Genomic DNA, 14,158 nt, shown 5'->3' on the forward strand with positions numbered 1-14,158 from the left:
ATGAAATTCAACCCGTCGCGACGCAATATCCTGATCGGCGGTGGAACGGCTGCCATAGCAGCGGCATCCGGAGCAAGCTGGGTCTTACTAGCCGACGAGCACCAGGCGTTGCTCGACTATTTCAAAAGGTCGCTACCCGGCGTAAGGATCGACGAAGCATCGGCGGCCGAGTGCATCCATGAATTTCTGGGGCGGTGGTCCTGGAAGCAAAGGCGTGCGGCCACGGTTGCGTGGCAGACATTCGGTGTCGAGACCATGGGTACCATGAGCGACAAATTCGAGCTCGCTGCGCGCAGGGCTCTCACGATGTATCTAACGAATTCGAACTTTTTCGAAGTCGCGGACCCGCGCGCCAAGACGATCGTATATGTGAGCAGACCGTCCGGCACGGCCTGCACCAATCCATTCGCCAATCTCGATCCTCCGTAGGCGCTCACCTTTCGTGCAGATCGCCGGTTCCGAGGAACTGATCTAATCTATTTCGCCGAAAGAGCCGCATCGACGCGCTCACGCACTTGTAAAAGCCGATACGAGATGCCCGAGTGCAACGGGCGGCCAGATGATCCCTATGCTGTTCTCGGGCGCATCGATGTAAGCATCCGCTGTACCTTCTTGACGACCATGCTCTCGACACCGTCCGGGCGGCCAGCCGCCGCCCATAGCAGAAGGAGTGTCGCGCCGTATGCAGCGACGGCTGTTAGCCCTGAGGCGCCGGTAGCCAGGATCATGAGCAAGAGCGTCTGCTGAGCCGCCACGAATGGCGTGATCAAGAACAGAAATATAGCCATGACTGAACAAGCCGAAACAGGCCGCCACAATGCTTTGCATTGTTGTTTGATTGTGACGCCTATCAGGTGCCTCACGATCCACGCAACGGCGATGAAAACAGCGGCTGTTGCGACACAGCGAGCTGCGAGAGCGCCATTTAGCCCGAATAAGGCGAGGCCGATAACCAAGGCGGGCAGCTTGACGACAAACTCCGAAATCATCCGAAGAGCAACAAATCGGGTCTTGTTCATCGCGATCGCCAGAGGATGCAAGACTTCAGCCGGCACCGACAACAGATAAGATAGAGCAAACCAGTGCAGCATCGGAGCGGCCTCGAGCCACTTCTCCCCCAGGACAATTCGTACGAATGGCTCCGAAAGCATGGCAAGGCAGACCAGAATGGGAGCCGTCGCCGAAAATACTGCGTTCGTTGCTTTGCAATAGGCAGCCGGATATGCCGCGGGTGAGGTGATATTCGCGAACGCAGCAATCAACGGTCGCGTGAGCGGTTGAACGAGAGCCTGCTGGGGTAACCCTGAGAGATTGTCAGCAACTGTATAGCGACCGAACGAGCTCCAGTCGGCAAGCCGTCCCACCAGCAACTTGTCCATCTGCCAATTCAGCGCGGAAATCAGCTGCGACGCGGTGTTCCAGCTGACCATGTCGGAAAAGATCGACCATTGCGAAAGCGTCAGTCTGGGCCGAAGCGGTGCAAAGATATAGGACAATATAAATGCGACAAGCGGCGTAGTAATGGTGCCCCAAGCAATGGCCCAATAGCTGCCCGTCCCGAGAGCAATGCTCGTGGCAACAACAAGCGCCGATATCTTTCCGATGACGTCCAGCAAAAAATCTCGACGAAAGTCGTATTTTTGCATGAAGATGACCATACGGGGACTGACGAGGCCTCGCAAGATCGGTGCAAGCGCGAGGGCGCATATCAACGAGATCAGACGCGGTTCCTGGTAAAGAAGCGACAATGGCCAGGCAAGGACGCCCATCAGGCTCGCCAGAAACACCCCGCGCAGCATCCCGAGTGTGAAGGCCGTTGCAAACACCGGTTCGGTGAGCGTGGAAACGCGAACCATCGCCTGGGCGAGGGGCAATTCGACGACCACTTCAGCGATGAGAATTGTCGTCATTGCCAAGGCGATCAGTCCGAAATCAGCGGGTGAAAGCAGATGCGTCAAGATCAGCAGCGAGCAAAGGTCGATGCCGCGGGCAACGAGCTTGCCTGCTATCACCCACATGCCAGCTTGGGCGACCAATTCGGATCGGCTGGCGACTTCCCCTCTGCCCACCTGGATTTCCTCATTAAACTGAATGTTTCGGGGATTTGCGCGCCCTCCATAATGCCGGCTGAACTGCGGATTCATATACCTCCATTCGGGGTATAACCTCACCTGCAGACGGGGCTATGGGAGCGGCCGGTAGCAGCGGCGCTGCTTGCGTACCAGCGCAAAAACACCAGTTCTTCGAGGTTCCGACGAAAATGATTGTTTATAGGCCTATGCGCCCCACCGCGTGTCTCCTTAAATCGACCTCGATTTAAGGACAGAGATATGCAGTCAGCGTGCTACAGCGCATCGTGGTGGAAACGGAGTTTCAGATTGAGCGTTGCCTTCATCAAGGAAGAAAGTGCCGAGACCGCTGCGGAAACACTGTTGCCTGACCGTCAGATCTCGCCCCATCCGAACCTGGTGACGGAGGCGGGGTTGAAGGCTCTGGAACTGCAACTCCGCCAAGCCCGCGAAGCCTACGATGTAACCCGCACGATCGAAGATGTGAATGAACGACGGCGCCAAGCAGCTGGCCCGTTGCGCGATCTGCGCTACTTTTCGGAAAGAGTGCGCACGGCTCAGCTTGTCCCTGATCCGACTTCAAGTGAAACCGTTGCCTTCGGAAGCACGGTCACCTTCAGCCGTGACGATGGGGGGGTGCACACGTATCGTATTGTTGGAGAGGACGAAGCTGATCCCAAGGCCGGGTCCATTTCCTACATTTCTCCCGTCGCAAGAAGGCTGATGGGCAAAGCCGTCGGGGACATCGTCGCCATGGGCGATCAAGAGCTCGAAATCATCGCCATATCGTAGCGCGCCAACCGCAGATTGGAGAACCAACGAGCGCCCGCCCCGAGCCTGAGGCGATTACGCCGCGCCAAGCCCCGGAAACACGAGCTATTGCGGGAGATCGTTTCATAATTTCCGCCTATCGCAGCGATCGGTAAATCCAACTTAAATTTATCGCATGCTTCCGATATGAAGGCGGCAGGGGAGGACGCGTGTTGACGCCCGTGTCCCCGGATCGTCCGGCCGCAGGCCACGGTCTCAAGACGCAGGTGAGCCGGGCGATACGACCGACGATGCTCTCTTGTGAATGGCAGACACATGAAGCAGTGAGGAGAAAGTCATGGACAGGGAAACTGAGAGCGCGAGCAAATGTCCGGTCGCGCATGCGAGCCGGAGCGGCAGATCGAATCGTGACTGGTGGCCGAACCAACTCGACGTCCAGGTTCTTCATCATCGGTCTGGCCTTGCCGACCCATTGGGCAAGGCATTCGACTACGCCGAGGAGTTTAAGAAACTCGATCTCGACGCGCTGAAGAAAGATCTTCATGCGCTGATGACGGACTCGCAGGATTGGTGGCCGGCGGACTTCGGTCACTACGGCGGTCTGTTCATTCGAATGGCTTGGCACAGCGCCGGCACCTATCGTATCACTGACGGCCGCGGCGGCGCCGGCCAGGGCCAGCAGCGTTTCGCGCCGCTCAACAGCTGGCCGGACAACGCCAACCTCGACAAGGCCCGACGTCTGCTGTGGCCGATCAAGCAGAAATACGGCAACAGGATTTCCTGGGCGGATCTGATGATCCTCACCGGCAATGTCGCGCTCGAATCAATGGGCTTCAAGACCTTCGGCTTCGCCGGCGGCCGTGCCGATGTGTGGGAACCCGAGGAACTGTTCTGGGGTCCGGAAGGCACCTGGCTGGGCGACGAGCGCTATAGCGGCGAACGGCAATTGGACGAACCTCTTGCCGCCGTGCAAATGGGACTCATCTATGTCAACCCCGAGGGCCCGAACGGCAATCCCGACCCGGTCGCTGCCGCGCGCGACATTCGCGAGACCTTCGCCCGCATGGCAATGAACGATGAAGAGACCGTGGCGCTGATTGCCGGCGGCCACACCTTCGGCAAGACCCATGGCGCCGGCGATCCGTCCTTCATCGGTCCCGACCCGGAAGGTGGTGCGCTCGAGGATCAGGGACTTGGCTGGAAGAGCTCATTCCGCACCGGCATTGGCGCAGACGCCATAACCGGCGGACCGGAAGTGACCTGGTCGCAGACGCCGACCCGGTGGAGCAACTACTTTTTCGAGAACCTGTTCAACTACGAGTGGGAGCTCACCAAGAGCCCGGCCGGTGCGTATCAGTGGAAGGCGAAGAATGCCGAGGCTTCCATTCCGGACGCCTTCGACACCTCCAAGAAGCGTCTTCCAACGATGCTGACGACCGACCTGTCGCTCCGCTTCGACCCGGTTTACGAGAAGATCTCCCGCCGCTTCCTAGAAAACCCGGATCATTTCGCTGACGCCTTCGCCCGCGCCTGGTTCAAACTGACGCACCGCGATATGGGCCCGAAGGTTCGCTACCTCGGCCCCGAAGTGCCGGCCGAAGACCTGATCTGGCAGGACGTCATCCCCGCCGTGGACCACCCATTGGTCGATGACAAGGACGTCGCAGACCTCAAGGCGAAGGTCCTTGCCTCCGGGCTCACGGTGCAGGAGCTGGTGTCGACCGCCTGGGCGTCGGCCTCGACCTTCCGCGGCTCCGACAAGCGCGGCGGTGCCAATGGCGCGCGCCTTCGCCTGGCGCCGCAGAAAGACTGGGAGGTCAACCAGCCGTCGCAGCTCGAAAAGGTCCTCGCGGTTCTCGAAGGCATCCAGAAGGAGTTCAACGCCGGCCAGAGCAGCGGCAAGAAGATCTCGCTTGCCGACCTGATCGTGCTTGCGGGTGCAGCCGGTGTCGAGAAGGCGGCAAAGGCTGGCGGTCAAGACATCACCGTGCCGTTCACGCCCGGTCGCATGGATGCCTCCGAAGCACAGACCGACGCTGCGTCCTTTGCGCCGCTGGAACCCCGTGCCGACGGCTTCCGCAACTATGTAGGCCGCCGCCGGCAGTTCATGAAGCCGGAAGAGGCTCTGGTGGATCGCGCTCAGCTGCTGACGCTGACCGCACCGGAAATGACCGTTCTCGTCGGCGGCCTGCGTGTACTGAAAGCGGGCGAGCCTGAGCATGGCGTCTTCACGTCGCGCCCGGAGGCATTGACCAACGATTTCTTCATCAACCTGCTCGACATGGGCACGAAGTGGTCCCCGATCGCCGGCAAAGAAGGCGCTTACGAAGGACGCGACCGCAAGACGAACGAAGTCAAGTGGACCGGCACGCGGGTCGATCTGATCTTCGGTTCCCACTCGCAGCTTCGCGCCCTGGCAGAAGTGTATGCCCAGTCCGACGCCAAGGAGAAGTTTGTCAAGGACTTCGTCGCGGCTTGGACAAAGGTCATGAACGCAGATCGCTTTGATCTGCTGTGATTGACAAGAGTTTGCCTGGGCTTGACATTCAGCCAGGTCCAGGCACCCCTTCATCAGTCGCATGCGGGCACATCAACCTGCCCCGGGGCGAACATCCCTGGCGCAAGCGGGTTTAACCCTCCCAATTACACAGGCACAACGAGATTCGTCGAAACAACCACGCCCCGACCTCGGGCGGCGTGGTGTTCAAGGCATTCCGACCTCGCATCCAGAGGGTGGCACCCAACGGGTGACCGATAAGCCTTGTATGTGCCCATGGGCGACTGCGACACCAACTCGGTTACATCGAGAGACGGAACCCGACGGCGGCGGTTCGCGTCGGCGAGCAGATCGTGGCTTTCCCCAAAACGATCGGCCTGGCAGGATTGCTGGACTCGCGAGCTTGTCAAACCGCGCACGCCTTACATTGCTGTCTAAGCGATGGTCATACTCTGCGCGTGTGCTTGGCGCCCCGATGTGGCTCGTCGAGCTTGATCACGAGAAAGCGAGCCGCCGCATTCAAGTTTAGGGACGACTCCGATGGAAACTGACGCCAACTATGATGATCCACGCGACGACGATCTCGTCTGGCAATGGCATGACAACCTCATCTACGGGATCAGGTTTGATATCGGCGAACCCGAAAAGCAAGATTGGCGCAGCGACCTGGTACTCGACATCGACTTCATCGCCGAGTGGCTCTGTGAGAGTTCTGGAAAGGCTCACTTCCGCGTAGCCCCGGCCACGCTGACGTTCCACGACGTCTCTGATCTGCAGATTTCCATAGATCACGGCGACAGCGGGGGGCGAACGGCGATGAGTGAACTGTCTATCGACCGGGTCACCCGGGAGCGTTTGGTGCGATCATTCGAGTTTTGGCGTTGGACGATCAGCATGAACTCGCCTCCCGGCGGCAGGATCGCGTTCTGTTCCAGCGGGTACTCGCAAATGCTGCGAGCCGATCCCCGGGTGGTAAGCGAGCAACGTTTGCCGCGTGGCGAGCGCTTTTGAGGGCCGTCAACTCGCGATTATCGTCGCCCCACGCGGAAAGATTGTTCCAAAGCTGCTGATCCAGGCACGCCTAGGAGCGCAATGTCGGTGATCTCCTGACAGGGGAGTTGGCGTCATCTGCAATGCACCGCCTGGCCCATCGGCGCGCGTGCTGCAGTGCAGCGACGAATTGCACTTGATGTGTTTAGTAAAACGTATATCACTAAACACATTGCTCAACATGAGGGAGTTTGTCTTGGGCGTGTGAGCAAGGGGAAATTATTCCGAGGCCGGCGTTGGTCGGTACTGTATCTGGGAGGAATACATGCGGAAGATGACGAAGATCCTGATGGGCATGTCGTCGGCACTCGTGCTGTCGACGGTGATACCGGGAATGGCGAAGGCCGACGAATTGACGCTCTGCTGGGCGGCCTGGGACCCGGCAAATGCGCTGGTCGAGCTCTCGAAGGATTTCACCGCAGCGACCGGCACCACGATGAAATTCGAATTCGTGCCCTGGCCGAATTTTGCCGACCGTATCCTCAACGAGCTCAACTCTGGCGGCAAGCTCTGCGATCTCCTCATTGGCGACAGCCAGTGGATCGGCGGGTCCGCCGAAAACGGCTACTACGTCAAGCTCAACGATTTCTTCGATAAAGAAGGAATCAAGATGAGCGATTTCGCGGAAGCCGCGGTCAATGCCTATTCCACTTGGCCGAAAGGCACGCCGAACTATTGGGCATTGCCAGCCATGGGCGACGCCAACGGCTGGTTCTATCGCAAGGACTGGTTCGCCAAGCCGGAATTGCAGGCCGAATTCAAGCAGAAATACGGTCGCGATCTCGGCCCGCCGCAGACCTGGGACGAGTTAAAGCAAGTGGCCGAATTTTTCACTGGGCGTGAGATCGACGGTCAAAAAGTCTATGGGGCGGCGATCTTCACCGAGCGCGCCTCCGAGGGCGTCACCATGGGCGCGACCTCGGCCCTTTATCCCTTCGGCTTCAAATATGAGCAGACACCCGGCAAATACGACATGGAGGGTGCCGTCAACTCTGCGGATGCCGTAGCTGGGCTCGAAGCTTACAAGGCGCTCTACAAATGCTGCCAGCCGCCCGGCTATACCGACAGCTACATGGGCGAGGGGCTCGATGCCTTCAAATCCGGCCAGGTGGCCATGGCGATGAACTGGTTCGCCTTTTTCCCGGGCCTTCACAAAGACGAGAAGGTCGGCGGCGACAAAATCGGCTTCTTCGTCAACCCCAAGCAGAAGGTGGCCGCCTCGACGCTCGGCGGACAGGGAATCTCCGTCGTCGCCAATACCGACAACATGGACGGCGCGCTCGCCTACATCAAATGGTTCGCCCAGCCGGAAGTGCAGAAGAAATGGTGGGCGCTCGGCGGCTATGCCGTACATAATGCGGTCCTCAACGAGCCATCCTTCAAGGACAGCCAACCCTTCGCGGCTGACTTCCTCGTGGCGATGAACCAGGTGCAGGACTTCTGGCAGGAGCCGTCCTACGCAATCCTGCTGCAGGCGATGCAGAAGCGGCTGCACGACTATGTCGTGGCTGATCAGGGCACCGCCCAGGAAGCGCTCGACGCACTCGTCAACGACTGGAAGGAAATCTTCGAGGACGAAGGCAAGCTCTAGGCTTCCTCACGAACGGCCCGGCTGCCAAAGCCCGGGCCGTCGACCTCGATTTCCTCCTTTCTTGAATTCAGGTGACATCCGTGACCGATGCCCCTTCAACCATCGCGGAGCGATCCTCCGACATGCTTGCACACGCTACGCCGACGACGATCGCCGCTCGTGTGCGCGGCCTTTCGGACCGCGCCATCGCCTGGCTCTTCGTAACGCCGACGATCGCCTTGCTGCTTGCGATCAATATCTTCCCCCTGATCTGGGCGGTCTATCTGTCCTTCACGAACTTCCGCGCGAACCGCCCCAACGCCGCGGTCGAAGGCGTCGGCCTGCGAAACTACCAGCGAGTGCTGAACGATCCGGACATCTGGATCGCCATGCAGACGACGGCGCATTTCGTCTTCTGGACGATTCTGTTGCAGACCGTCATCGGATTCGCGCTCGCCTATCTGATCGACCGCAAATTCCGCGGGCATGGCTTCTGGACGACGGTCATCCTCATTCCGATGATGCTGTCGCCGGCAGTCGTTGGCAATTTCTGGCGGTTCCTCTACCAGCCGCAGATCGGCCTCTTCAATTATATCGTCTCGTTCTTCACGGGGATCCCGCCGTCATCCTTCGAGATGCTCGGTTCAGTGGACCTGGCACCGTGGGCAATCATCATCGTCGATACCTGGATGTGGACGCCCTACGTCATGCTGATCTGCCTCGCCGGCCTCAGATCCATCCCGGACTACATCTATGAGGCGGCGGAGGTCGATCGCGCTTCCGCCTGGCGGCAGTTCTGGTCGATCACCGTGCCGATGGCTCTGCCCTTCATCATGCTCGCGGTGCTCTTCCGCGGCATCGAGAACTTCAAGATGTTCGACATGGTGATGCTTCTAACCGGCGGCGGGCCTGGCTCGACCACCGAGGTCGCTTCGATCACGCTGAAGCGAGAAGCCTTTGAAAGCTGGCTCACAGGGCGCTCCTCGGCTTTCGCGATCATCCTTTTCGTCGCGGTGTTCGGCCTCGCAAACATCTATGTCAAAGCGCTCAACAGGGTGAAACAGAGATGAGCTCGCTCAACGTTACAGCCCATTCCGTGGTCGAGCCGACGCCGACCGTGAAGCGTATCGCCGGCGCGATCGTCATCATCTATGCACTGGTGACTATGGTGCCGCTCGCCTGGATCTTCCTGACGAGCGTCAAGTCGCCGCCGGACTCGATTAGCTATCCACCCAAGATCGTGTTCACGCCGACGCTCGAGGGCTTCTGCAACCTCTTCACCACGCGAACGCGGCAAACGCCGGACTACATTCAGTCGCTCCCCGCCCCGACGGGGGCCTGCGACGAGATCACCCGCAACCGCAACATGGTCATCGCAGGGCCGTCGAACTACTGGCCCCGCTTCGGCAATTCGCTCGTCATAGCCTTTGGCTCAACCTTCCTTGCGGTGTCGCTCGGAACGCTTACGGCCTATGGCTTCTCGCGCTTCCGCGTGCCGCTCGCCGACGATCTCCTGTTCTTCATCCTGTCGACCCGGATGATGCCGCCGATCGCGGTCGCGATCCCGATCTATCTCATGTACCGCCAGTTCGGCCTCTCCGATACGGCGCTCGGCATGATCCTGCTCTATACGGCCGTCAACGTCTCGCTCGCCGTCTGGCTTCTCAAAGGCTTCATCGACGAAATCCCGCGCGAATACGAGGAGGCGGCGATGATTGACGGCTATACCCGCCTGCAGGCCTTTTGGAAGGTTGTGCTGCCGCAGGCGACGACCGGGATTGCAGCGACCGCGATCTTCTGCCTGATCTTCGCCTGGAACGAATATGCCTTCGCGGTGCTATTGACCTCGGGTTCGGCGCAGACGGCGCCGCCCTTCATACCCACGATCATTGGCGAAGGCGGGCAGGATTGGCCGGCGGTCGCCGCCGGCACGACGATCTTCCTCGTGCCGATCCTCGTCTTCACCATCATCCTGCGCAAGCAGTTGCTGCGTGGCATCACCTTCGGAGCGGTCCGCAAATGACAAATCCGCAAGACATGGCTCGTGCAGCCCGGAAGAAGCGGCCGTTCTTCCTCCGGCGTGGACCGATGGAAAACATCGCAACGGTGCTCATCGCAGCGGGTTTCCTGATGCTGTTCCAGCCGTTCCTGCTGGCGCTCTACACCTATTCGCTCGCCATGCTGCTCACCGGAACAGTCCTGTTCATCATCGTCTCGAAATTCCCGGAGTGAACGATGTCCGAGATCAAGATCGTAAACCTCCGCAAGCAATTCGGCGATTTCGTCGCGGTCGAGGATTCAAGCTTCACCGTCGAGGATGGCGAGTTCCTGGCGCTGCTCGGCCCCTCCGGATGCGGCAAGACGACGACGCTCAGAATGATCGCCGGGCTCGAGCTGCCGACCGACGGCAAGATCTATCTCGACGGCGAGGACGTCACCTACAACCGCGCGAGCGCCCGCGACATCGCCTTCGTCTTCCAGCTCTTCGCGCTTTATCCGCACATGAATGTGCGCCGGAACATCGGTTTCCCGCTCCTGTCGCAGGGCGTGCCGAAGGCGGAAATCCGCGCCCGCGTCGAGGAGACTGCAAAGCTCCTGAGGATCGCTCACATCCTCGACCGGTCGGTTTCGGGCCTCGCCGGCGGCGACCGCCAGCGTGTTGCGCTCGGTCGCGCGATCATCCGGCGCCCCAAATGCTTCCTGATGGACGAGCCGCTCGGCACGCTCGATGCGGAGTTCCGCGAGGTGATGGTCCATGAGTTGCGCGAGCTCCACAATCGCATCCATGCGACGACAGTTTACGTGACCCATGACCAGCACGAAGCCATGGCAATGGCCGATAAGATCGCGGTGATGAACCATGGCGTCATCGAGCAGTACGGCACGCCACAGGAAATCTACAATCGCCCTGCTTCGATGTATGTCGCCGACTTCATCGGCTCGCCGCCGATGAATTTCATGCGCTTCCATTCGGGGCTCGAGAGGGGCACGCGGTCGATCTTCCTCGACGGCTTCGAGATCGCCGTGCCGGAGGTGGGGGAGGACGTGGCGCCGGGCGAAATGGCGCTCGGCGTCCGTCCGGAACATATCCGCTTCAGCGATCGATCCCCCATCCGCGGTGCCGTCTACGGCAGCGAATATCTCGGCACCAACCAGATCGTCGCCGTGGAGACCGCCTCCGGCATCGTCAAGGCGCGCGTTTCTGCCGACCACAGCTTCAGGCTCGGCGAGACCGTCGGGCTGGAATTCAATCCGGCAAAGCTCGCAGTCTTCGACTGCGCCTCCGGCAGGGCGATCGCCTCATCTCTCTATACGGAGGTGCACCATGGCTGAGGTCGTCATTCACGGTATCGGCAAGACTTTCGGCGACACGGTTGCCATCGACAATCTGTCGCTGACCATCAGGGATGGGGAATTCGTGGTCCTTCTCGGGCCGACGGGTGCGGGAAAAACGACGACCCTGCGTCTGATCGCCGGTCTCGAAAGACCGGATTGCGGGCGGCTGACGATCTCCGGGCGCGACGTGGGCCGGCAGTCGCCGGCCGAGCGGGACGTGGCCTTCGTCTTTCAGCAATATTCGCTCTATCCGCACTTAAGCGTCTACGACAATCTCGCCTTTCCGCTGCGCTCGCCGGCACGGCGGCTCGGCGCCGAGGAAATCGACCGCCGCGTGCGCGAGGTGGCACGTATGGTTCGGATCGAGCACAAGCTCCAAAACCGCTCGACGCGGCTTTCGGGCGGTGAGATGCAGCGCGTCGCGATCGGCCGCGCGCTGGTGCGCCGTCCGGCGATCTATCTCATGGATGAACCGCTGTCTTCGCTCGATGCGAAGCTCAGGGCAGAACTTCGCCTGGAACTGAAACGTATCCAGAAAGAGCTGAGCTCAACGCTTCTCTACGTCACCCATGACCAGGTCGAGGCAATGACTATGGCCGATCGCATCGGCATTCTTTCCGAAGGGCGGCTCGTGCAGATCGGCACGCCGCGGGAGATCTACGGGGACCCGGCCAATCTGCACGTCGCCGCGCGCCTCGGCCAGCCGCACATTAATCTGCTTCCCATAGACCTCCTGCCCGGCGCCGCGGCGCCTGCCGGCGCGCAGACGATCGGCGCACGGACCGAACATCTCGAGATCGCCACACACGCTCAGGGCAATGCCGAGGTGGACTGGATCGAGCACCTCGGCGACCAGAACCACCTGCACATCCGGGTTCAGGGGCACAAGCTCGTGACGCTTGCCGATCCCTATCTCTCCATCAAACCGGGCGACCGGATCAATCTCACGCTGAGACAGCCCCTTTATTTCGGATCGGACGGCGAGCGGCTGCGCTGATGCTGATGCATGTCGCCCAGAAGTGTGCAGCGGTCCGGGGCAACGACATGCATAAGAACGAGACCGCGTGTACCCGTTGAATGCGACGCGGGACCAATCGACAAGACAATTGGATGAACACGATGAAGCACTTTTTCAACCGCAGGGAAAACATCGTCACCGAAGCGCTCGACGGCCTGCTGCAGACAGCGCCGGCGGGAAGCCTCGCGCGCCTCGACACCTATCCCGACATCAAGGTCGTCCTGCGCGGCGACTGGGACAAGGCGAAGGTCGCAATCATCTCAGGTGGGGGCGCCGGCCATGAGCCGTCGCACGCGGGCTTTGTCGGCAAAGGCATGTTGACCGCGGCGGTTTCCGGCGAGATCTTCGCCTCGCCGAGCGTCGATGCGGTACTGACTGCGATTCGCGCCGTGACCGGGTCGAAGGGTTGCCTTTTGATCGTCAAGAACTACACCGGCGATCGGCTCAATTTCGGACTCGCGGCGGAGAAGGCGCGCGTCGAAGGCTTTCGCGTCGAAATGGTGATCGTCGCAGATGACATCGCATTGCCGGAGATACCGCAGCCGCGGGGCGTCGCCGGAACGCTCTTCGTCCACAAGATTGCCGGGCACCTGGCCGAGCAGGATGCCGATCTCGAGACCGTTGCGAGCGCTGCACGATTGGCCGCGCATGATATCGTTTCGCTAGGCGTGTCGCTTTCCTCCTGTTCGATTCCCGGCCAGGCCCATGTGGAGCGGCTCGAGGCGGAGGAGGGGGAACTGGGACTCGGAATCCACGGCGAGCCCGGTGCCGAACGGATTGCTCTGCAGGAGGCGCGCAGCATTGTTGCCACCATGTCCGAGCGGCTTTCCAGAGCTTTGCCGGAGGATGGCGGCTATGTGCTTCTCATCAATAATCTCGGTGCCGTGCCACCCATCGAGATGGGATTGATCGCCCACACGGTTCTTTCCTCGTCACTCGCCGAGCGCGTGCAGTTGACAATAGGCCCGGCCCCGCTGATGACGGCGCTCAACATGAACGGCTTTTCGCTCTCCCTGATGCGGCTCGATGGCGAGCGTGAGGCAGCATTGAAATCGCCGGTGGGCCCGCATGCCTGGATCCCCGCCGTGGAGCGGCATGATGTCTCCGTTCTGCCGGCAACTGCCGTGCCCGCCACTGAGCTCGCGGCGGCAAGTCATGATCCGGCCGCCGATAGGCTGATCGCGGCGATCTGCGATCATCTCCTCTCGCTCGAAGCGGAGCTCAACCACCTCGACGCCCGGGCAGGTGATGGCGATACCGGCTCGACTGTGGCGACCGGTTCGCGCAGCGTTCTGGCGCATATCGAAAAGCTGCCGCTGAAGGACATCGCGGCGACGCTCTCGTCGATCGGCAGCATTCTCAGCACCAGCATGGGTGGTTCAAGCGGCGTGCTGCTGTCGATCTTCTTCACCGCCGCCGCCAAGGCCTACTCGGACACCAAAGACATCGCGGGCGCGCTCTTGGCGGGGCTCGAACGGATGATCTTCTACGGCGGGGCGGCCGTCGGCGATCGCACGATGGTGGATGCCCTGGATCCGGCGCTGCGCGCCCTCAAGGCCCGTGGTCTTGCCGCGGCGGCTTCCGCAGCGCGGGCCGGCGCCGACGCGACGCGGGCGATGAAGAAGGCGAAGGCCGGCCGCGCCTCCTATGTCGGCGAACGGGACCTCGACGGCGTACCGGATCCGGGAGCCATGGCGGTGGCCGCGGTCTTCGAAGTCGCAGCGGGGCTTCGTTAGATCACGATAATTTCCTTCGGATCGACTAAAAATCGTAAACGCTAGGTAGCGCCGGATGCTGGCGGAAAGCCGCGCGCACTTTGCCTCACCGGCGCTAGACACATGCACTAA

12 protein-coding genes are annotated in these 14,158 nt (G+C 60.7%); 11 read left to right on the forward strand and 1 reads right to left on the reverse strand.

The window, feature by feature from the left end; translation table 11 throughout:
- Positions 1 to 429, forward strand: a complete 429-nt coding sequence (locus J2Z31_RS06015; RefSeq protein WP_209600938.1) for a hypothetical protein — start codon at positions 1 to 3, stop codon at positions 427 to 429.
- A 137-nt stretch (positions 430 to 566) separates the two neighbouring features.
- On the opposite strand, the gene J2Z31_RS06020 is transcribed toward J2Z31_RS06015, so the two are convergent.
- Positions 567 to 2,144 (reverse strand): lipopolysaccharide biosynthesis protein, encoded by a 1,578-nt coding sequence (locus J2Z31_RS06020; protein ID WP_209600939.1) that lies wholly within the window; start codon positions 2,142 to 2,144, stop codon positions 567 to 569.
- A gap of 234 nt (positions 2,145 to 2,378) precedes the next feature.
- Between J2Z31_RS06020 and greA the strand changes: the two genes are divergently transcribed.
- From greA to J2Z31_RS06070, 10 genes are all read left to right on the forward strand, one after another.
- Positions 2,379 to 2,861, forward strand: a complete 483-nt coding sequence (greA, locus tag J2Z31_RS06025) for a transcription elongation factor GreA (RefSeq protein WP_209600940.1) — start codon at positions 2,379 to 2,381, stop codon at positions 2,859 to 2,861.
- 316 nt (positions 2,862 to 3,177) lie between these two features.
- Positions 3,178 to 5,358: a catalase/peroxidase HPI gene (katG, locus tag J2Z31_RS06030; protein ID WP_209600941.1), complete on the forward strand. Its 2,181-nt coding sequence runs from the start codon at positions 3,178 to 3,180 to the stop codon at positions 5,356 to 5,358.
- A gap of 519 nt (positions 5,359 to 5,877) precedes the next feature.
- The gene (locus J2Z31_RS06035; protein WP_209600942.1) at positions 5,878 to 6,348 is read left to right on the forward strand and encodes a hypothetical protein; all 471 of its coding nucleotides are present in this window, start codon (positions 5,878 to 5,880) and stop codon (positions 6,346 to 6,348) included.
- 304 nt (positions 6,349 to 6,652) lie between these two features.
- A complete protein-coding gene (locus tag J2Z31_RS06040; RefSeq protein ID WP_209600943.1) occupies positions 6,653 to 7,978 on the forward strand; it encodes an ABC transporter substrate-binding protein in 1,326 nt (441 codons plus the stop codon).
- A 122-nt stretch (positions 7,979 to 8,100) separates the two neighbouring features.
- Positions 8,101 to 9,027, forward strand: coding sequence for a carbohydrate ABC transporter permease (locus J2Z31_RS06045; protein ID WP_234939267.1), 927 nt, complete (start codon positions 8,101 to 8,103; stop codon positions 9,025 to 9,027).
- Positions 9,024 to 9,980: a carbohydrate ABC transporter permease gene (locus J2Z31_RS06050; RefSeq protein WP_209600945.1), complete on the forward strand. Its 957-nt coding sequence runs from the start codon at positions 9,024 to 9,026 to the stop codon at positions 9,978 to 9,980. Before J2Z31_RS06045 ends, J2Z31_RS06050 begins: the two co-directional genes overlap by 4 nt.
- Complete coding sequence (locus J2Z31_RS06055) at positions 9,977 to 10,189, forward strand: hypothetical protein (protein WP_209600946.1); 213 nt, start codon at positions 9,977 to 9,979, stop codon at positions 10,187 to 10,189. Before J2Z31_RS06050 ends, J2Z31_RS06055 begins: the two co-directional genes overlap by 4 nt.
- A gap of 3 nt (positions 10,190 to 10,192) precedes the next feature.
- The gene (locus J2Z31_RS06060; protein WP_209600947.1) at positions 10,193 to 11,290 is read left to right on the forward strand and encodes an ABC transporter ATP-binding protein; all 1,098 of its coding nucleotides are present in this window, start codon (positions 10,193 to 10,195) and stop codon (positions 11,288 to 11,290) included.
- On the forward strand, positions 11,283 to 12,290 hold the full coding sequence (locus tag J2Z31_RS06065; RefSeq protein WP_209600948.1) for an ABC transporter ATP-binding protein: 1,008 nt from the start codon (positions 11,283 to 11,285) through the stop codon (positions 12,288 to 12,290). Before J2Z31_RS06060 ends, J2Z31_RS06065 begins: the two co-directional genes overlap by 8 nt.
- A 122-nt stretch (positions 12,291 to 12,412) precedes the next feature.
- Positions 12,413 to 14,047 (forward strand): dihydroxyacetone kinase subunit DhaK, encoded by a 1,635-nt coding sequence (locus tag J2Z31_RS06070; RefSeq protein WP_209600949.1) that lies wholly within the window; start codon positions 12,413 to 12,415, stop codon positions 14,045 to 14,047.
- Positions 14,048 to 14,158 lie beyond the last annotated feature (111 nt).

Source organism: Sinorhizobium kostiense (genome assembly GCF_017874595.1).
Taxonomy (GTDB): Bacteria; Pseudomonadota; Alphaproteobacteria; order Rhizobiales; family Rhizobiaceae; genus Sinorhizobium; species Sinorhizobium kostiense.